The sequence below is a fragment of the uncultured Pseudomonas sp. genome (assembly GCF_943846705.1).
Classification (GTDB): domain Bacteria; phylum Pseudomonadota; class Gammaproteobacteria; order Pseudomonadales; family Pseudomonadaceae; genus Aquipseudomonas.
Genome location: NZ_OX044366.1, coordinates 1,941,230 through 1,959,308, shown reverse-complemented (window position 1 = coordinate 1,959,308; position 18,079 = coordinate 1,941,230). Strand labels below are relative to the sequence as shown.

The 18,079-nt window shown below is 59.9% G+C and carries 17 protein-coding genes, 3 tRNA genes and 1 pseudogene; 13 read left to right on the top strand and 8 right to left on the bottom strand.

Annotated elements, in window-relative coordinates; all coding sequences use genetic code 11:
* The first annotated feature begins 2 nt into the window (after positions 1-2).
* From Q0V31_RS09155 to yacG, 4 genes are all read left to right on the top strand, one after another.
* A complete protein-coding gene (locus Q0V31_RS09155; RefSeq protein ID WP_298187121.1) occupies positions 3-1,220 on the top strand; it encodes a type II secretion system F family protein in 1,218 nt (405 codons plus the stop codon).
* A 3-nt stretch (positions 1,221-1,223) separates the two neighbouring features.
* Positions 1,224-2,093 carry an A24 family peptidase gene (locus Q0V31_RS09150; protein WP_298187120.1) on the top strand — a complete coding sequence of 290 codons (870 nt, stop codon included), beginning with the start codon at positions 1,224-1,226 and terminating at the stop codon, positions 2,091-2,093.
* Between the two features lie 234 nt (positions 2,094-2,327).
* Positions 2,328-2,942, top strand: a complete 615-nt coding sequence (gene coaE, locus Q0V31_RS09145; RefSeq protein WP_298187119.1) for a dephospho-CoA kinase — start codon at positions 2,328-2,330, stop codon at positions 2,940-2,942.
* Positions 2,939-3,139, top strand: a complete 201-nt coding sequence (gene yacG, locus Q0V31_RS09140; protein WP_298187117.1) for a DNA gyrase inhibitor YacG — start codon at positions 2,939-2,941, stop codon at positions 3,137-3,139. The genes coaE and yacG overlap by 4 nt, the downstream gene beginning before the upstream one ends.
* 6 nt (positions 3,140-3,145) lie before the next feature.
* Here yacG and Q0V31_RS09135 read toward each other — a convergent pair.
* Positions 3,146-3,358, bottom strand: a pseudogene (locus Q0V31_RS09135) (hypothetical protein); the annotation flags it as partial.
* Positions 3,359-3,395: 37 nt separating this feature from the next.
* A complete protein-coding gene (locus Q0V31_RS09130) occupies positions 3,396-4,085 on the bottom strand; it encodes an energy-coupling factor ABC transporter permease (RefSeq protein ID WP_298187115.1) in 690 nt (229 codons plus the stop codon).
* Positions 4,086-4,228: 143 nt separating this feature from the next.
* Between Q0V31_RS09130 and Q0V31_RS09125 the strand changes: the two genes are divergently transcribed.
* The 4 genes from Q0V31_RS09125 to Q0V31_RS09110 all read left to right on the top strand — a co-directional run bounded on the left by Q0V31_RS09125 (position 4,229) and on the right by Q0V31_RS09110 (position 6,969).
* Positions 4,229-4,858: a DUF1780 domain-containing protein gene (locus tag Q0V31_RS09125; RefSeq protein WP_298187113.1), complete on the top strand. Its 630-nt coding sequence runs from the start codon at positions 4,229-4,231 to the stop codon at positions 4,856-4,858.
* Entirely contained in the window at positions 4,855-5,346 is a 492-nt protein-coding gene (locus Q0V31_RS09120) for an MOSC domain-containing protein (RefSeq protein WP_298187111.1), read from the top strand. The genes Q0V31_RS09125 and Q0V31_RS09120 overlap by 4 nt, the downstream gene beginning before the upstream one ends.
* Before the next feature lie 84 nt (positions 5,347-5,430).
* Positions 5,431-5,604, top strand: coding sequence for a DUF3094 family protein (locus Q0V31_RS09115; RefSeq protein ID WP_298187110.1), 174 nt, complete (start codon positions 5,431-5,433; stop codon positions 5,602-5,604).
* Positions 5,605-5,667: 63 nt separating this feature from the next.
* Positions 5,668-6,969 carry an NAD(P)/FAD-dependent oxidoreductase gene (locus Q0V31_RS09110; protein ID WP_298187109.1) on the top strand — a complete coding sequence of 434 codons (1,302 nt, stop codon included), beginning with the start codon at positions 5,668-5,670 and terminating at the stop codon, positions 6,967-6,969.
* 120 nt (positions 6,970-7,089) lie between these two features.
* Here the strand turns inward: Q0V31_RS09110 and Q0V31_RS09105 are convergent.
* The 3 genes from Q0V31_RS09105 to Q0V31_RS09095 all read right to left on the bottom strand — a co-directional run bounded on the left by Q0V31_RS09105 (position 7,090) and on the right by Q0V31_RS09095 (position 7,332).
* Positions 7,090-7,165: transfer RNA gene (locus tag Q0V31_RS09105), tRNA-Lys, on the bottom strand.
* 5 nt (positions 7,166-7,170) lie between these two features.
* Positions 7,171-7,247 (bottom strand) — tRNA-Pro (locus tag Q0V31_RS09100).
* Between the two features lie 9 nt (positions 7,248-7,256).
* A tRNA-Asn gene (locus tag Q0V31_RS09095) sits at positions 7,257-7,332 on the bottom strand.
* 213 nt (positions 7,333-7,545) lie between these two features.
* On the opposite strand from Q0V31_RS09095, the gene Q0V31_RS09090 reads away from it, so the two are divergent.
* Both Q0V31_RS09090 and Q0V31_RS09085 read left to right on the top strand, forming a co-directional pair.
* Positions 7,546-9,915 carry a DUF1631 domain-containing protein gene (locus Q0V31_RS09090; RefSeq protein ID WP_298187107.1) on the top strand — a complete coding sequence of 790 codons (2,370 nt, stop codon included), beginning with the start codon at positions 7,546-7,548 and terminating at the stop codon, positions 9,913-9,915.
* A 9-nt stretch (positions 9,916-9,924) separates the two neighbouring features.
* Positions 9,925-10,260 carry a PilZ domain-containing protein gene (locus Q0V31_RS09085; protein WP_298187105.1) on the top strand — a complete coding sequence of 112 codons (336 nt, stop codon included), beginning with the start codon at positions 9,925-9,927 and terminating at the stop codon, positions 10,258-10,260.
* A gap of 80 nt (positions 10,261-10,340) precedes the next feature.
* On the opposite strand, the gene clpB is transcribed toward Q0V31_RS09085, so the two are convergent.
* The 3 genes from clpB to rluD form a co-directional block, all read right to left on the bottom strand.
* The gene (gene clpB, locus Q0V31_RS09080; RefSeq protein ID WP_298187102.1) at positions 10,341-12,905 is read right to left on the bottom strand and encodes an ATP-dependent chaperone ClpB; all 2,565 of its coding nucleotides are present in this window, start codon (positions 12,903-12,905) and stop codon (positions 10,341-10,343) included.
* A gap of 167 nt (positions 12,906-13,072) precedes the next feature.
* Complete coding sequence (gene pgeF / locus Q0V31_RS09075; protein ID WP_298187097.1) at positions 13,073-13,798, bottom strand: peptidoglycan editing factor PgeF; 726 nt, start codon at positions 13,796-13,798, stop codon at positions 13,073-13,075.
* A 4-nt stretch (positions 13,799-13,802) separates the two neighbouring features.
* On the bottom strand, positions 13,803-14,777 hold the full coding sequence (gene rluD / locus Q0V31_RS09070) for a 23S rRNA pseudouridine(1911/1915/1917) synthase RluD (RefSeq protein ID WP_298187095.1): 975 nt from the start codon (positions 14,775-14,777) through the stop codon (positions 13,803-13,805).
* Between the two features lie 158 nt (positions 14,778-14,935).
* Between rluD and Q0V31_RS09065 the strand changes: the two genes are divergently transcribed.
* The 3 genes from Q0V31_RS09065 to Q0V31_RS09055 all read left to right on the top strand — a co-directional run bounded on the left by Q0V31_RS09065 (position 14,936) and on the right by Q0V31_RS09055 (position 18,078).
* Entirely contained in the window at positions 14,936-15,916 is a 981-nt protein-coding gene (locus tag Q0V31_RS09065; protein WP_298187093.1) for an outer membrane protein assembly factor BamD, read from the top strand.
* 337 nt (positions 15,917-16,253) lie between these two features.
* Positions 16,254-16,499, top strand: a complete 246-nt coding sequence (locus tag Q0V31_RS09060) for a PP0621 family protein (protein ID WP_298187091.1) — start codon at positions 16,254-16,256, stop codon at positions 16,497-16,499.
* On the top strand, positions 16,489-18,078 hold the full coding sequence (locus Q0V31_RS09055) for an ATP-binding protein (RefSeq protein ID WP_298187088.1): 1,590 nt from the start codon (positions 16,489-16,491) through the stop codon (positions 18,076-18,078). The genes Q0V31_RS09060 and Q0V31_RS09055 overlap by 11 nt, the downstream gene beginning before the upstream one ends.
* Position 18,079: the final 1 nt, after the last annotated feature.

Genomic DNA, 18,079 nt, shown 5'->3' with positions numbered 1-18,079 from the left:
CGATGGCCGTTAAAGCACTAAAAACCAGCACCTTTGCCTGGGAAGGCACCAATAAGCAGGGTGCCAAAATAAAAGGTGAAGTCAGCGGCCAAAACCCCGCATTGGTAAAGGCACAACTGCGCAAGCAGGGCATCAACCCAACCAAAGTCCGTAAAAAATCGATGTCCCTGCTCAGCGCAGGGAAAAAGATCAAACCAATGGACATCGCGCTGTTTGCCCGGCAAATGGCGACGATGATGAAGGCTGGTGTACCCCTGCTGCAGTCGTTTGAAATTATCGCAGAGGGCGTTGACAACCCGAATATGCGCAAGCTGATTGATGACATCAAACAGCATGTGGCGGCGGGTAATAGTTTTGCTGCTTCGCTGCGCACACGCCCAGAGCATTTTGATGACCTGTTCTGCAACCTGGTAGATGCAGGCGAGCAAGCCGGCGCACTGGAAGACCTACTGGACCGAGTAGCAACCTACAAAGAAAAGACCGAAGCGCTTAAAGCTAAAATCAAAAAAGCCATGAACTACCCCATCGCAGTAGTGCTGGTGGCGGTGATTGTTTCAGCTATTTTGTTGATCAAAGTAGTGCCGCAATTCGAATCTGTATTTGCCAACTTTGGCGCTGAGCTACCTGCCTTTACTCAGTTTGTAATCGGCATTTCCCAAGCCTTGCAAGAGTGGTGGTTTATCATCCTGATTGGTTTTTTCGCCGCAGGTTTTTCTTTTGTTGAGGCAAAAAAGCGCTCAGAGAAACTCCGTAACTGGCTCGACCGCACAGCCCTCAAAGCCCCGATTGTTGGCGACATCATTTATAAATCATCAGTGGCTCGCTACGCCCGTACCCTGGCAACCACCTTTGCCGCCGGCGTGCCACTTGTGGAAGCCTTGGACTCAGTCGCCGGAGCAACCGGTAATATCGTATTCAAGAATGCCGTGAATAAAATCAAACAGGATGTTAGCGCCGGTATGCAGCTGAACTTCTCCATGCGCAGCACGGAAGTCTTCCCCTCGATGGCCATCCAAATGACCGCCATCGGCGAAGAGTCCGGCGCACTGGACATGATGCTGGATAAAGTCGCCAGTTATTACGAGGCTGAGGTCGACAATGCCGTCGATGGTTTGACCGCCCTGATGGAGCCGCTAATTATGTCGGTACTCGGCGTACTGGTCGGCGGTCTGATCATTGCCATGTACTTGCCTATTTTCCAACTGGGTGCTGTTGTTTAACCTATGTCAGTCATCGATTTTTTGGCCAGCCATGTGCTGGCCTTTGTTTTATGCGCGCTACTCATTGGCTTACTGGTCGGTAGTTTTCTCAACGTAGTAATTTTCCGCCTGCCGAAAATGATGCAGCGCGACTGGCGCGAGCAAGCGCGTGAGATATTAGAGCTGCCTGGCGAGCCTGAAACAGCCACATTCAACCTGGTACTGCCCAACTCGCAATGCCCGCACTGCGCCCACGAAATAAAGCCTTGGGAGAATATCCCGGTTATTAGCTATCTGTTTCTGCGCGGCAAATGCTCCAGCTGTAAAGCACCTATCAGCCTGCGTTACCCGCTGATTGAGCTGACCTGCGGCTTGCTCTCGGCCTATATCGCCTGGCACTTCGGCTTCACCTGGCAGGCCGGGGCGATGCTGCTGTTGACCTGGGGTTTGTTGGCGATGAGCCTGATCGACGCCGACCACCAGTTACTGCCGGACTCACTGGTGCTACCGCTACTCTGGCTCGGTTTAATTGCCAATAGCTTTGGCCTGTTTACCAGCCTGGAAGATGCACTCTGGGGCGCGGTTGCTGGCTACCTAAGCCTGTGGTCGGTGTACTGGCTGTTCAAGCTGATCACCGGCAAGGAAGGCATGGGCTATGGCGACTTCAAGCTGCTGGCCATGCTCGGCGCGTGGGGCGGCTGGCAAGTTTTACCGCTGACAATTTTGCTGTCTTCGCTCGTCGGCGCGGTACTTGGGCTAATCATGTTGCGCCTGCGCAACGCCGAAACCAGCACACCGATCCCCTTCGGCCCTTACTTGGCAATTGCTGGCTGGATTGCTTTGCTCTGGGGCGAGCGGATCACCTCCAGCTACCTGCAGATTGCTGGTTTCTAATTGTAGGGTCACTCATAGCACCCGCACCGCAGATGGGTTACGGCGCAACTAGCTACGCACCAGCAGATCACCTGCCACCATGCGCCTAACCCATCCTACGAAGCATCGCGTACAACAGGCACCTAAGCAGGGCGGACGATTCAACATAAACGACAGCGTTGCCCGCGCGGTTCGCCACCAGCAAGGTGCCTGCACTACAATCGCGTCTTCGAATGACCGACGCGAGCACGCACCTTGAGCACAAAACCCTGGATTCTTGGCCTTACCGGCGGCATCGGCAGCGGCAAGAGTGCTGTCGCCCAGCACTTTATCGATTTGGGTGTGCACCTAGTGGACGCCGATCATGCGGCGCGCTGGGTGGTCGAACCTGGCAAGCCGGCGCTCGCCAAGATAGTCGAGCACTTCGGCGCGGAGGTCTTGCAGGCCGATGGCCAGCTGGATCGCCCGGCGCTGCGCCAGCGAATTTTCGCCGATGCAGCCGAGCGGCGCTGGCTTGAAGCTTTACTGCACCCGTTGATCGCACAGGAGATCAGCCAGTACCTGGCGCGTGCAGAATCCCCCTACGCCATTCTGGTGTCACCACTACTGGTTGAGTCAGGCCAGTACAAACTAGCCCAGCGCATACTCGTCGTGGATGCGCCCGAGCATCTGCAAATAGCGCGCACCATCGCCCGCGACCAGAGCTCAAGCGAACAGGTGCAGGCCATCCTCAAGGCCCAAGCCAGCCGTGAAGAGCGCCTGAGCCACGCACACGATGTGTTGCTCAATGATCAAGACCTACACGAGCTAAAAGCCGAAGTGGAACGATTGCATACCTTTTATCTGAGCCTACGCGGAGGCCAAGCATGAGCACCCCAACCTTAGTCACCTGCCCCACCTGCAGCGCCCCCGTCGAGTGGGGCCCGCAAAGCCCGAGCCGGCCCTTCTGCTCTGAGCGCTGCAAGCTGATTGACCTTGGCGCATGGGCCTCGGAAGAGCACGCGATCGCTGGCAATCCACTTGAAGACGATTTGTTTTCTGGTGAACTGCCGCCGCGCGAACATTGACCGCCAGGGCCGCATAAAGCTGTACTCACGCTCGCCATCTAAGTTATCGGCGAGAAACTGCAGCTCTGCGGCTAGATCTGTCGCACTGCGCGTGACCCGATTACGTTCGATAGCCGCGTTGAGCAACGCCCGCAACGCTAGCGCCTGATCAAAACCCTGCACCTCAATACCCTGCAAACTTTGCTCGATCACTTGCCTTGCCCACTGATGTACGCCCATCTCACGCCCTCCTGACTGCTAGAGGAACGATGCGCTATTAGCGTGGCAGATCATCATCCTTCCAGGGCGCGGCCAGATAGCGCGTGCGGTTGAAGGTTTCCAGCCAGTCCGGGTAAAACACCACCAGCGCTGTGACCAGCAGGCCATTGATAAAGGCCTCGGGAAAAATCACCAGCCAGAGGTAGCCGATAAAGTCCTCCAACCAGGGCGGCATCGGAAACAATCCATCCAGCCAGAGCAGCGTCAAGGCCGCGACAATACACAGCAATACCGCCAGCGCCGCGGCGAAAAAACCACTGCAGAAGATGTAGACGAACAGGTTGCGCGGCTGCCTTCTCTCGACCCAGAGCGCGCAGACCTCGGTCACCCAGACGGGAATCACCACCAGCAGCACACCATTGACGCCGAGCGCAGCAAAGTCCTGCCGGCCCAGCGCCAGCAAACCCAGCTGAGCAATCAACCCCACCAGCATGGCCAGCGGCCAATCCAGCAACAGGGTGACCGCCGTCATGCCAATAATCTGGTAAGACAGGCCCGAGTCGAAATCACGGCGTATCAGCCACAGCACAAACAACGCCAACGCCGTGCCACCGAGCAGATGCTGGCGCCGCACATCACTGCACAGCTCAACCCAAGGCGTGCGCCAGAGGGCCCAGCACAATAGCGGCAGATAGATCAGCCACCCAACTACCTGGCTGGTGGAAGACAGCAAGTGCGCGGCAATCATCCAGAACAAACTCCCCGTGATCGTGATGCTGCAAGCAGTCTACAACCGCTGCCACAGCGCACGCCCAACCTGACGATAAAAAGCCTGTAGCAAGCGCCGCAGAGGGCTACCAACAAACCAGCTGTGCAGGCTAAGCTGAAGCCATGGATGATTCAGATTACCTGCGCCTGCTCACGCACCAGGCCGAACAAGCTAACGCCTTTCTCTCCAACGCGCGCAAATGGGAACGCGAGCGCTGGGTTTGCCAGCGCCTGCTGCAGGCATTAAATGTCGGCCACCGCCTGGATGAGTTCAGCGCCGCGGGCCATGAACCACCGGACGTATTGTTCCGCGACGCCAGCTTTGAAGTGTTCTTCGTGCTCGACGAAGGCCGTCGCCTGAATGATGAGTGGCGCGCCGAACTGGAACGACGGCGCAGTGCGTTTTCCCTAAGCCAACTGGTGCGCCGTGAAGCCAAGCCTAGGCGCATCGCCGCAGCTGATCTGCAACAGCGACTGACGCCAACCCTGCGCAAGAAAGCCCACAACTATACGGAGCGCGGCCTCGACTTGGGCGAGCTGGACCTGCTCGCCTACGTCAACCTGAAACGCGCCACACCAGACTTCAATAGCCACTTTCCGCCACCAACCGAGTTTCTCCGCCAGGGCTGGCGCTCACTGTCACTGGTGGGGCCCACCTTTGCCCGCGTGCTGTTCGCCCACCCAGACGCGCCAGATTTTCTGCGCAACAACCTCGGCCGCACCGTGCTGTTTGATATAGGCATAAGCCTGTGAGCCCTCTGCACGAACTGCTCGCCGCCGTGCCGCAACAAGGTAGCGTGCGCTGGATTGGCGTACGCCCGGCCGCACGCACAGCGATGCTCGAGCTGGATGCTGTCGAAGCGCGTCGAGAAGCCGGGCTGACCGGCGACCACAGCCGCCCCGGCCCGCACAATGCCAGACAGGTGACACTGATCCAGTGGGAACATCTGGCCGTGATCAGCGCCTTGATGGGCCGCCCTGCCGACAACCCAATTACCGCGTATGAACTGCGGCGCAATATCGCCATCAGCGGCATCAACCTGTTCAGCCTCAAAGGCCGGCGCTTTCGTCTCGGTCAGGCAATCCTGGAAACCACCGGCTGGTGCCAACCCTGCGCGCGCCTGGAAGAACGCCTGGGCCGCGGTACGTTCCAGGCCATGCGCGGCCACGGCGGAATTACTGCGCGCGTACTGCAAGGCGGCATTATTCGCCTGAATGATACCCTGCGCGTTGAGCCTTGATAGGCCGCACGGCTAGAATGCCGAGCACCGCAGCCGGCAATCGACTTTACACATTGCCAACCAGCCCCATTATTCGAGGCACACATGTCCAGTCGCCTGAACCCTGATGATCAAAAACGTGTCGAGCAGTACCTCAGCGCTCCACAGCATCAGGTCGAGCGCCAGCCGTTCAAGGTTTGGCGACTGCTACTGATCATTATGATTGTCGTGATTGGCCTGGGCCTGCTGAGCCGTCTTCTGAGTCGACTGGTGCTATGAGCTGCTTTGCGCTCGCCCACGTCGCCTCACCGCCTTTTCTTAAAAGCCTTGTGAGCGTGTCGAATGACTCATCAAATTGTAATTGTCGGCGGCGGTGCCGGCGGACTGGAGCTTGCTACCCGCCTAGGTAGAACCCTGGGTAAACGCGGCAAAGCCAAGATCACCCTGGTCGATGCCAACCTGACGCACATCTGGAAGCCACTGCTGCACGAAGTCGCCGCCGGCTCACTGAACTCCTCGGGCGACGAGCTGAACTACGTGGCCCAGGCCAAGTGGAATCACTTCGAGTTCCAACTGGGGCGCATGTGCGGCCTCAACCGCACGAGCAAACGCATCAGCTTATCCGCCACTCTGGATGAGCACGCCCAGGTATTGGTGCCCGCTCGCGAGCTGAGCTACGACAGCCTGGTCATCGCCGTGGGCAGCACAACCAATGACTTCGGCACCGCCGGTGCGGCCGAGCACTGCCTGTTCCTCGACACCCGCGAGCAGGCCGAGCGTTTCCACCATCAACTACTCAACCACTACCTGCGCGCCCACGCCAGTCAGAGCGCAACCACTGAGCTGATCAACATCGCCATTGTCGGGGCCGGCGCCACCGGCGTTGAACTGGCTGCCGAGCTACACCATGCGGCACGCGAGCTGGCGGCTTATGGCCTGGATCAGATCAGCCCCGAGAACATGCGCATCACCCTGATCGAAGCCGGGCCGCGCGTGCTACCCGCACTGCCGGAGCGCATCAGCCAACCGGTACACAAAACCCTGGAGAAACTCGGCGTCACCGTACTGACCGGCGCTGCTGTCAGCCAGGCCACCCATGACGCACTGCATACCGCGCAGGGCCAGGTGATCCCCGCCACGCTGAAAGTCTGGGCGGCGGGCATTCGTGCACCTGACTTCCTCAAAGCACTGGATGGCCTGGAAAGTAACCGCATCAACCAACTAAACGTACGGCTGACCCTGCAAACCACCCTGGACGATAATATTTTCGCCTTCGGTGACTGTGCCGCCTGCCCACAACCCGACAGCGAAGGACGCAACGTCCCGCCGCGCGCGCAAGCGGCACACCAGCAGGCGTCTTTGCTGAGCAAATCGCTGAAGCGGCGCATTGAGGGCAAGCCTCTAGCAGAATACCGTTACCGCGATTACGGCTCGCTGATTTCGCTGTCGAGCTTTTCCGCGGTTGGCAACCTGATGGGCAACCTGACCGGCAGCGTCATGCTCGAAGGCTGGCTGGCCAGGATGTTCTATGTGTCGCTCTACCGCATGCACCAGATCGCCCTGTATGGCGTAACCCGCACATTACTGATGATGCTCGGCGACCGCATCGGCCGCAGCACCGAGCCACGCCTGAAACTGCATTAACGCCCTGCGCGGACAAGGCCAAGCCTTGTCCGCCGCCACACAGCCTAGTGACACGGCATAAATCGCAGGCAATAAAAAACCCGCACTAGGCGGGTTTTTTACTTTCAAGCTTGCTTGAAATGGTGGGTCGTGTGGGATTCGAACCTACGACCAATTGGTTAAAAGCCAACTGCTCTACCAACTGAGCTAACGACCCAAAAATGGTCGGGGTAGGGGGATTCGAACTCCCGACATCCTGCTCCCAAAGCAGGCGCGCTACCGGACTGCGCTATACCCCGATGAAAGATTGGCTCCGCGACCAGGACTCGAACCTGGGACCCAATGATTAACAGTCATTTGCTCTACCGACTGAGCTATCGCGGAACTACTTGCTTCCTTTCTCAGAAAAACCGAACCGCTTGTTAATTCGTTTCGCTTGTCTGAGGCGCGCCATTTTACGGTTTATCGCGAAGCTGTCAACCCCTAAAATTGCTTTTAGTACAATGATTTGCAGCTGCGTGATGGGCTGCTATATCTTCCTTATGTCTGTGTTCAATGCAGGACGCATCTGCCGTAAGGCCTCAGCCAGGAAAGTCGATGAGTAACCAGGGCACACCACCAACCCCACCCGCTTCCATGCAGACCCTTGCCAGCCGCGGCATCCAGCCGCGCTTCGGTGAACTGGTGCAAAGCTGCCGCAAGCTGGTGATGAATCGTTTAGCCGAACACCTGACGGGAGTCTTCGCGCAGGTCGACGACACACTATTTGAGTGCGCCGAAAAAGCCGAGAACAATCAGGTGCAAACGCTGTTCTTCGACAACATGCGCGAGATCCGCAGGCAGCGCCCACAAATAGAGCGCAGTTATCACCAGCAGATTGCGCAGAATTTCTCCGACTTCCTCGACGGCAAACTCAAGCCAGCACCCAGCGCCAGCGAGTTGGACGTCGAGCAGCTGGCCCTGGTGCAGAACGAGGATTATGAAGAGAGCCTGCAAGTAACCAATATGGTCAGCCGGGTCAAGGCACGCTGCGCGCAACCGCTATTTGCCTTGGAGCAACGTCTGGCCTTGCTGAATAACGGCCAGAAACTGAGCGAAGACATCAACCCTTTCGGCCCGCAGATGATTGCCCAGGCCTTCCGTGACGCCTTGTCGCCCTGCCCATTCCCTCTGCGTATAAAGGTCATCCTCTACACGCTGTTTGACTCGCATGTCATGCAAAGCCTGGACAGCATCTATACCGCACTCAATCAGCGCCTGGTCGATGCGGGCGTGCTGCCTAACCTCAAGTACACCGCGCAGCGCAACCGCCAACCTGCGCGGCAGAAGACGTCGCCGGCGACTACACCAGCCGAACAACCGACGGAGAGCAGCGCCAGTAGTAACAGTGACAGCAGAAAAACCAGCAGCAGCGTTACCGGGCAACCTGCCGGGCAACAGCATAACGCCGGCAACACCGACCTCAGCGGCCCGCCGCCCAGCGACCCACAGGAGTTGCTGGGCAGCCTGACCGCCCTGCTCGGCGAACATCGCCAGCGCGACATTAATGCGCCCCTGCTCGGCGGCACCCGCAGCATTGCCAGCTTCACCTCACCCGAGGCGACCAGCACCTACAGCGCATCCGCTCTGCTGGACGCACTCAACCGCATGCAGCAACACTCGGCCAGCGACCTGTCGCAGCGCCTGCATCGCCCACAGCCAGTAGAAGGCCTGAAAGCCGACCTGCAGCAGCAGCTGGAGGCCCACAGCGAGCTTCCCGGCCAGCAGAAGGTTTCCGACGAAGAAGCTGATGTGATCGACCTGGTTGGCATGCTGTTCGACTTTATTCTCGACGACGACAACCTGCCCGGCACCTGCAAGACCACGCTCTCGCACCTGCACACCCCCTATCTAAAGGTGGCGCTGCAGGACAAGGCGCTGTTTACCCAGCACCACCACCCTGCCCGCCGCCTGCTCAACAGCATGGCCCAGGCCGGCGTGCTATATGGCGGCGAAGGGGATGAGCGCGGCCTGCTGGCCAAGATGCAGTGGGTGGTCGAGCGGGTCATTAATGATTTCGCTGGTGACCTGCAGCTGTTTGAAGGCTTGCTAGATGAATTCAACGAATTCGTCGGCACCCTCAAACACAAGGTCGAATTGCGCGAGCGTCGCGCAGTAGAAGCCGCCAAAGGCCGCGACAAGCTGCTCGGCGCTCGCCAGCATGCGGTCGATGTCATCGCCAATAGCCTGAACAACCGACAGCCGCCGAGCATCATCCACAACTTCCTCGAACTGACCTGGGCCGATGTGCTGGTATTCGTGTTACTGCGCAATGGCGAGCGCAGCCCCGAATGGCAGCGCGCCTGCGAGGCGGCCGAGCAGCTGGCCTGGAGCGGCACGGTGCTCGACGAGGCTGGGCGCGAGCGCTTGCAGAAGCTGCGCGTGCCACTGCTCGAAGATCTGCGCAAAGGCCTGGAGCTGCTCGGCGGCTACCACGAGGACGGCATTCGCCGCCTGCTACAGGACCTGGTCGCCTGCCAGCATGCTGTGCAAGCCAGGCAACCGCAGGTGGCCGCCAAGCTCAAACCCAGCCTGCCAGAAAGCCCCCTGGCCGCCATGCTCGGTGAAGACGCTGCCCTGGCCACCCTGGCGCCGCGCCAGTCAACACTCTCCACACGCGCTCAAGCACTGGCTAAAGAGCTGGGCCATATCGAGTTCGGCACCTGGTTCGAATTCGTCACGGGCGAGCAAGTCCGTACGCACAAGCTCTCGTGGTTCAGCCCAACCACCCGCAACTACATGTTTGTCGACCAAAGCGGTCAGCGCGTGGCAATCAAGCCACTCACTCAGCTGGCCACTGAAATGGAACAAGGGCTGGCGCGCATCGTCACCTCCGATCGAGGCGCACCACTGGTGGACCGCGCCCTTACCGCTATTTACCGCGTGCTGCAGCGTTTTACCGGGCGCGCGGCTGAGTCTGAAGAATAAGGAACTCGCATGAATGACGAACGTCGCCTGCATAGCCGGCATAACGCCGACGTGCAGCTGGAGGTCTTTGATTTGCACTCAGACCAACGCCTGGGGCGGATTGTCGACCTCTCCGCCGATGGCTTTATGCTATTCAGTGACGCACCACTGGTTGCCGACGAACTGGTGGAATGCCGCATCGTCAGCGAGCAGCTGATTGGTGGCGTGTGTGAAATAACCCTGGGTGCCGACTGCCTATGGAGCCGCCCCGCGGCTGACGGCCAACACTGCTGGGCGGGCTTTCATATCATTGACCTGGCCGAGGACCAGGCAGCCGCATTGGAAGTTTTGCTTCAACACATGTAACCCACGCAAAAAACACCCCGGTCAGCGCGAACTGTACCGGGGTGTTTTTTATTGCGCGGCGTTAATACGACTAGCCACGATCAGTCGAAGACAATCTCGTCACCCTCAACCCGCCCGGTCACGCGACTGCCCGGCGCAAACTTGCCCGCCAGAATCAATTGTGCCAAGGGGTTCTCGATCCAGCGCTGCACGGCACGCTTGAGCGGGCGCGCGCCGTACACCGGGTCGTAACCCACGGCAATCAGCTTATCCAGCGCCTCGTCCGACAGCTCCAGATTCAGCTCGCGCTCAGTCAAACGTTCCCGCAAACGCCCCAACTGGATTTGCGCAATGCCGGCAATCTGATCACGGGCCAGCGGCTCGAACATCACCACCTCATCAATGCGGTTGATAAACTCCGGACGGAAGTGCGTGCTGACCGCATCCATTACGGCGGCACGCTGCGCCTCGCGATCACCGAGCAACTCCTGAATCTGCACGGAGCCAAGGTTAGAGGTCATCACGATAACGGTGTTCTTGAAGTCCACGGTGCGGCCGTGGCTATCGGTCAGGCGGCCGTCTTCCAACACTTGCAGCAGCACGTTGAACACATCCGGGTGGGCCTTCTCCACCTCATCCAACAGGATTACTGAATACGGTTTACGGCGCACCGCCTCCGTCAGGTAACCGCCCTCTTCGTAGCCCACATAACCCGGCGGCGCACCGATCAGCCGCGCCACGGAATGCTTCTCCATAAACTCGGACATATCGATACGCACCAGCGCCTCTTCGGTGTCGAAGAGGAACTCAGCCAGCGCCTTACACAACTCGGTTTTACCAACCCCGGTCGGGCCGAGAAACAGGAACGAGCCGCTCGGCCGGTTAGGGTCGGACAGCCCGGCGCGGGAACGGCGCACCGCGTTGGCCACGGCCACCACGGCTTCATCCTGCCCAATCACGCGCTGATGCAGCAGGCCTTCCATTTTCAGCAGCTTGTCGCGCTCGCCCTCAAGCATCTTGCTCACTGGAATGCCGGTCCACTTCGACACCACCTCGGCAATCTCTTCCTCGGTGACCTTGCTGCGCAGCAGTTGATTGTCCTTTTTACCGTGCTGATCAACCATTTGCAGACTGCGCTCAAGGTCGGGAATAACGCTGTACTGCAATTTGGCCATTTGCTCCAGGTCACTCTTGCGCCGCGCCGCCTCCAGCTCCTGGCGGGCCTGCTCAATTTTCTGCTGGATTTGCGCCGAGCCTTGTACCTCGGCCTTTTCCGACTTCCAGATCTCCTCCAGATCGGCGTACTCACGCTCCAGGCGAGCAATGTCCTCCTTGAGCTTCTCCAGGCGCTTCAAGGCCGCCTCATCATCTTCCTTCTTCAACGCCTGACGCTCGACCTTGAGCTGAATCAGGCGGCGCTCGAGACGATCAAGCACTTCAGGCTTGGAGTCGATTTCCATGCGAATACGACTGGCCGCCTCATCAATCAGGTCGATGGCCTTGTCCGGCAACTGGCGGTCGGTGATGTAGCGATGCGAGAGCTTGGCCGCGGCGATAATCGCGCCGTCGGTAATGGCCACCTTGTGGTGCACCTCGTAGCGCTCCTTGAGGCCACGCAGAATGGCGATGGTGTCCTCTTCGCTCGGCTCATCGATCAGCACTTTCTGGAAGCGCCGCTCCAGGGCAGCGTCCTTCTCAATGTACTGGCGGTACTCGTTGAGCGTGGTCGCACCCACGCAGTGCAACTCGCCACGGGCCAGGGCGGGCTTAAGCATATTGCCGGCATCCATGGAGCCTTCGCCCTTACCGGCGCCGACCATGGTGTGCAGCTCGTCGATAAACAGAATGACCCGCCCTTCCTGCTTGCCCAGCTCGTTGAGCACCGCCTTGAGGCGCTCTTCGAACTCGCCTCGGAACTTGGCACCGGCGATCAGCGCGCCCATATCCAGCGACAACACGCGTTTGTCCTTCAAGCCATCCGGCACTTCACCATTGACGATGCGCTGGGCCAGGCCCTCGGCAATCGCGGTTTTACCCACGCCCGGCTCACCGATCAGCACCGGGTTGTTCTTGGTGCGACGCTGCAACACCTGGATGGCGCGACGGATTTCATCATCACGGCCGATCACCGGATCCAGCTTGCCATCCTCGGCGCGCTTGGTCAGGTCGACGGTGTACTTATCCAGCGCCTGGCGGTTTTCTTCGACGTTGGGGTCATTCACCGCATCGCCGCCGCGCAGGTTAGCCACTGCGTTCTCCAGCGCCTTACGGCTGACGCCCTGACCAAGCAGCAGTTTGCCCAGCTTGGTGCTGTCATCCATCGCGGCCAGCAACACCAGCTCACTGGAGATGAACTGATCACCCTTCTGCTGCGACAGGCGGTCGGCCTGATTGAGCAGACGGGCCAAGTCCTGGGACAGATTGACGTCGCCAGAGGGGTTCTGAATCTTGCCCAGCTGGTCCAGCTCTTTACCCAACGCCAGACGCAGGCTATTAACGTCGAAACCAACCTGCATCAGCAGCGGCTTGATGGAGCCGCCCTGCTGTTCGAGCAGCGCCTGCATCAGGTGCAGCGGCTCAATGGCCGCATGATCAAGGCCCACGGCCAGAGATTGCGCATCGGATAGCGCGAGTTGCAACTTGCTGGTTAAACGATCAATTCGCATAAACAATCACCCTCGTAGTGATGGCAGGCCGGCGCACTGAGTCGCACCTAAACAGAAAGCCTGCGAGATGAAGAGTAGATGAGGTCGATTGTGCGAGTTTCAAGCCAGGCGGCGTTGATGGAGATCAGTAAAGCGTGAGCCCGCGCGATCTGCGTGGGCTCGAGAACTCAGCTACCCAGCCAGATCAGGCTGGCAAAGCGCCCGGTTTGCGCCGAACGGCGATAGGAGAAGAAACGCGGGTCGCTAACGGTACAGAAATCGCCGCCGTACACGGCTTCGACGCCGCAGGCAGCCAGACGAATGCGCGCCAACTGATAGATATCGGCCATAAACTTACCCGGATTGACGCTCGGCTGGAATGCTGCCGCCGCCTGCGCATGCTGACTGACAAAGGCGTCACGCACTTCCGCCCCCACCTCGAAGGCCTGCGGCCCAATCGCCGGTCCCAACCAGACCAACACCTGATCAGCCGGCACGGCGAGCTCATCCAGGGTGGCCTCCAGCACACCGCCAGCCAGCCCACGCCAACCGGCATGCGCGGCTGCCACGCGCGTACCGGCGCGATCACAGAACAACGCTGGCAAACAATCTGCGGTCATCACCGTGCATGCAACGCCTGGCGTGCTGGTCCAACTGGCGTCGGCCTCAAGCACTGCCGCTGGATTGGCCTCAACCGCAGCAACGCCATGCACCTGCTGCAACCACGCCGGCTTGCAACCCAGCAGGCTGACCAGGCGCTGACGGTTTTTCGCGACCGCCTGCGGGTCATCGCCGACATGCTCACCCAGGTTAAGCGTGTCATACGGCGTAAGACTGACACCGCCGCTACGGGTGGTGACACAGGCGTTTACTTTAGCCGGCGCTGGCCATTGCGGCATCAGCCAATCGTGCATGGGGTCACCCAATAAATGCTTCACGATCCTGACGCAACAGCGTCAGCAACCAGACGAAGTCATCCGGCAACGGCGACTGCCATTTCATCCGCTCACCGGTAATTGGATGATCCAACTCGAGGAAGCGCGCATGCAACGCCTGACGCGGGAACTCTTTGAGGGTCTGCACCATGCTCGGGTTGGCGGCGGGCGGAATACGGAAACGCCCGCCGTAGACCGGATCCCCAACCAGCGGATAACCGATATGGCTCATGTGCACGCGGATTTGGTGAGTGCGCCCGGTTTCCAGCTTGACCCGCGCATGGGTGTGCGAGCGATAGCGTTCCAGCACCCGGTAATGGCTGACCGCCGGCTTGCCGCCGTCACTCACAGCCATGCGCTGACGCTGCGAGGAGCTACGACCGATCGGGGCGTTGATCTTGCCGCCGGAGGTGATCACACCAATCACGATGCACTCGTAGATGCGGCTGACCGAGCGCTTCTGCAGCTGATCAACCAGACGGGTCTGCGCTTCAATGGTCTTGGCCACCACCATCAGGCCGGTGGTGTCTTTATCCAAACGGTGCACGATGCCCGCGCGCGGCACGTTGATGATGTCCGGCACGTGGTGCAACAAGGCGTTGAGCAAGGTGCCATCGGCATGCCCGGCAGCCGGGTGCACCACCAGCCCGGCAGGCTTGTCGATGACCAGAATCTGCTCGTCTTCGTAGACGATGTTCAGTGGGATGTCTTGGGCAACCCACTCACCCTGGGCTTCCTGCTCGGCCTTGAGCGCCAGTAGCGAGCCGCCGTGGACGATGTCGCGCGGGCGCAACACCGCACCATCGACGGTCAGCAGACCCTCTTTGATCCAGGCAGACAGACGCGAACGTGAGTGCTCGGCGAACAGGAGTGCGGCGACTTGGTCGAGGCGTTGACCGCCCATGTCATAGGGCACCTCGGCGTTCAGTTCAATAATCTGCTTATTAATAGAGGGCATGCTCGGCAACGGCGGGAAAGTCTGAAAGGTCTAGCCTTTGGTTTCGGCTACACGCTTGTGGTTAAATACGGCGTCTTTGCCCCAGGGGTACCGGGGGCGCTCATCATAACAGGACGGCTTTGCTCAAGACAGCCGCCGTCACAGGGACGCAAGCCGCCATGCAAGTGAAACACCTGCTGCTGATCGCAATCCTCGCCCTCACCGCCGCCTGCTCGTCGAAAGAAGTGGTCGACGAAAACCTCAGCGAGGCCGAACTCTACCAGCAGGCACAAGCCGACCTGGACAATAGTAGTTACACCGCTGCGGTGGCTAAGCTCAAGGCGCTGGAATCGCGCTACCCGTTCGGCCGCTACGCCGAGCAGGCTCAGCTGGAACTGATTTACGCCTACTATAAGAACGTTGAACCGGAAGCGGCAAAATCCGCCGCTGATCGCTTTATTCGCCTGCACCCACAGCACGCCAACGTCGATTACGCCTACTACCTGAAGGGGCTTGCCTCGTTCGACCAGGACCGTGGCCTGATTGCCCGCTTCGTGCCGCTGGACATGACCAAGCGCGACCCTGGTGCCGCCCGCGATTCTTACAACGAGTTTGCCCAGCTCACCAGCCGTTACCCGAGCAGCCGCTACGCCCCAGACGCCAAGCAGCGCATGATTTACCTGCGCAACCTGCTGGCCGCCTACGAAATCCACGTAGCGCACTATTACCTGACCCGCAACGCCTACGTCGCAGCCGCCAACCGCGGCCGCTATGTGGTGGAAAACTTCCAGGAAACCCCGGCAGTCGGCGACGGCCTCGCGGTCATGACCGAAGCCTACCAGCGCCTGACCCTGGACGACCTGGCGGCCACCAGCCTGGAAGCCCTCAAGCTTAACTACCCAGACCACCCAAGCCTGGTCGACGGCCAATTCGTACCGCGCGAAGAAGAAGCCGATACGCGTTCCTGGATGGCCAAAGCCACCCTCGGTCTGATCGAAACCGATACGCCGCTGCCACCAGGCGAAACCCGCGCCAGCCAAGACGTCATCCGCCAGTACGAAGATGCCGAAGAGCTGATCCCGGATGAACTGAAAGCCGACGCCACTGAAGCGCCAAGCCGCTCTTGGTTCAGCTACCTGACGTTCGGCCTGTTCGACTGAGCAAGCGCAACACCCCCAAAGGGAGGCCTCGGCCTCCCTTTTTAGTGCCTGATTTTTATTGCCTGCGCTGCCGGGAGTGATAACTCGCTGCCCCGCGCCCATCAGCACAAGACCTGCTGCCAACCTAGCCAGCGACGGCGTAACTCGCCCGACAACGCGGCGTGCACCTAGGCCGAAACATCGCTCGGTATTGAGCCGATAGCGCTCCGCCGCACAACCGAGCACCGCCCGCAGAAACCGGCCGACACGCATAACCACGCCTGGATCACTGCTTGAGCGCTGGGCGCATGCCGGTGGGTTAGCTAAACTGCCCGCCTGCCAATATGAAGAGAGCACCATGGGCCTTTTCCGCTTGCTGTTCTGGATTGCCATCATTGCCGCCGCCTTCTGGCTGTGGCGCCGCTTTATCCGCTCAACATCGGCGCGCCCCAAAACGCCTAAAGAGGCGCAAAAGCCAGCACCCATGGTGCGCTGCCAACACTGCGGCATCCATGTGCCCCGCGATCACGCCTTGGCTAAAGGCGAAGCCTGGTTCTGCAGTCAGGCCCACCTAGAGCAAGGCTCAAAATCCAGTGGCCACTGACTTCGCCTTGAGCGGAGAGCAAAGCTGGCGGATTCTGCGGCTCTACCACCTGTACCGCCTGATTATCGGCATTGCCTTGGCGTTGCTGGTCTCCAGCAATGTACACACCGAGCTGCTGGACATGGCGCAGCCGGCGCTTTTCCGTAGCGGCAGCTGGCTGTACCTCGCGCTCAACGTTGTGATCATCGCCACCGTGCGCCGCCCCAAACGCCTGGCGCAGGTATTCAGTCTGGCCTTGGTCGATGTGATTCTGCTCTCCGCGCTCTTCTATGCGGCCGGCGGGACGCCTAGCGGTATCGGCAACCTGCTGATTGTCGCCGTGGCCATCGCCAACATCCTCTTGCGCGGGCGTATCGGCCTGCTGATTGCTGCCGTAGCGGCAATTGGCATGATCTACCTGACGTTCTACCTCAGTCTCAGCCGGCCGGCGGCTTCAGCCCAGTACGTGCAGGTTGGCGCGTTCGGCGCACTGTGCTTCGCGGCCGCGCTGTTTGTGCAAGGCCTGACCCGCCGCCTGCAAGTCAGCGAAAACCTCGCCGAGCAGCGCGCCGCCGACGTCGCCAACCTGGAAGCCCTCAACGCGCTGATCCTGCAACGCATGCGCACGGGCATTCTGGTACTCGATGAATTACACCGCGTACTGCTGGCCAACCAAGGTGCCAACAGCCTGCTAGGACACAGCGATCTAACCGGAAAGATACTCGACCCACATTGCCCGCAACTGATCACGCGCATGCAGCAATGGGCGCACAACCCCAGCTTGCGCCCCGTCAGCATCCAAGCCACACCTGATGGCCGGGTGCTGCAGCCGAGCTTTATCGCCCTGCAACGCGACACGCATAAACACACCCTGATCTTCCTCGATGACATCTCGCAAATCGCCCAGCAGGCGCAACAGCTCAAGCTCGCCTCGCTGGGCCGCCTGACCGCCGGCATCGCCCACGAGATTCGCAATCCGCTAGGCGCCATCAGCCACGCGGCTCAGCTGCTGCAAGAGTCGGATGAGCTGCACGGGCACGACCTGCGCCTGGCACAGATCATTCAGGATCATTCGCGACGCATGAACCTGGTGATCGAGAATGTTCTGCAACTCTCGCGTCGCCGCCAGGCCGAGCCGCAATTGCTTGACCTGAAATACTGGCTGCACCGGTTTGCCAGCGAGTTCCGTAGCAGCGCCGCGCCGAACCAAACGCTGCACCTGGAAACCAGCAACGGCAGCATCCAGACCCGCATGGACCCACACCAACTCACCCAGGTACTCAGCAATCTGGTGGAGAACGGCCTGCGCTACAGCGCCAAGAAGCACAAACAGGGGCAGGTGTGGCTAAAACTGTTCCGCGACCCGGACAGCGAACTCCCCATTCTCGAAATACTCGACGACGGCCCTGGTGTTGCCGAGGAGCAACTGCATCACCTGTTCGAACCCTTTTACACCACGGAGAACAAAGGCACCGGCCTGGGCCTGTACCTTTCCCGCGAGCTGTGCGAAAGCAACCAGGCCCGCCTCGATTACAAACCTCGCGACGGCGGCGGCAGCTGCCTACGTATCACCTTCGCCCACCCGCGCAAACTGAGCTGAC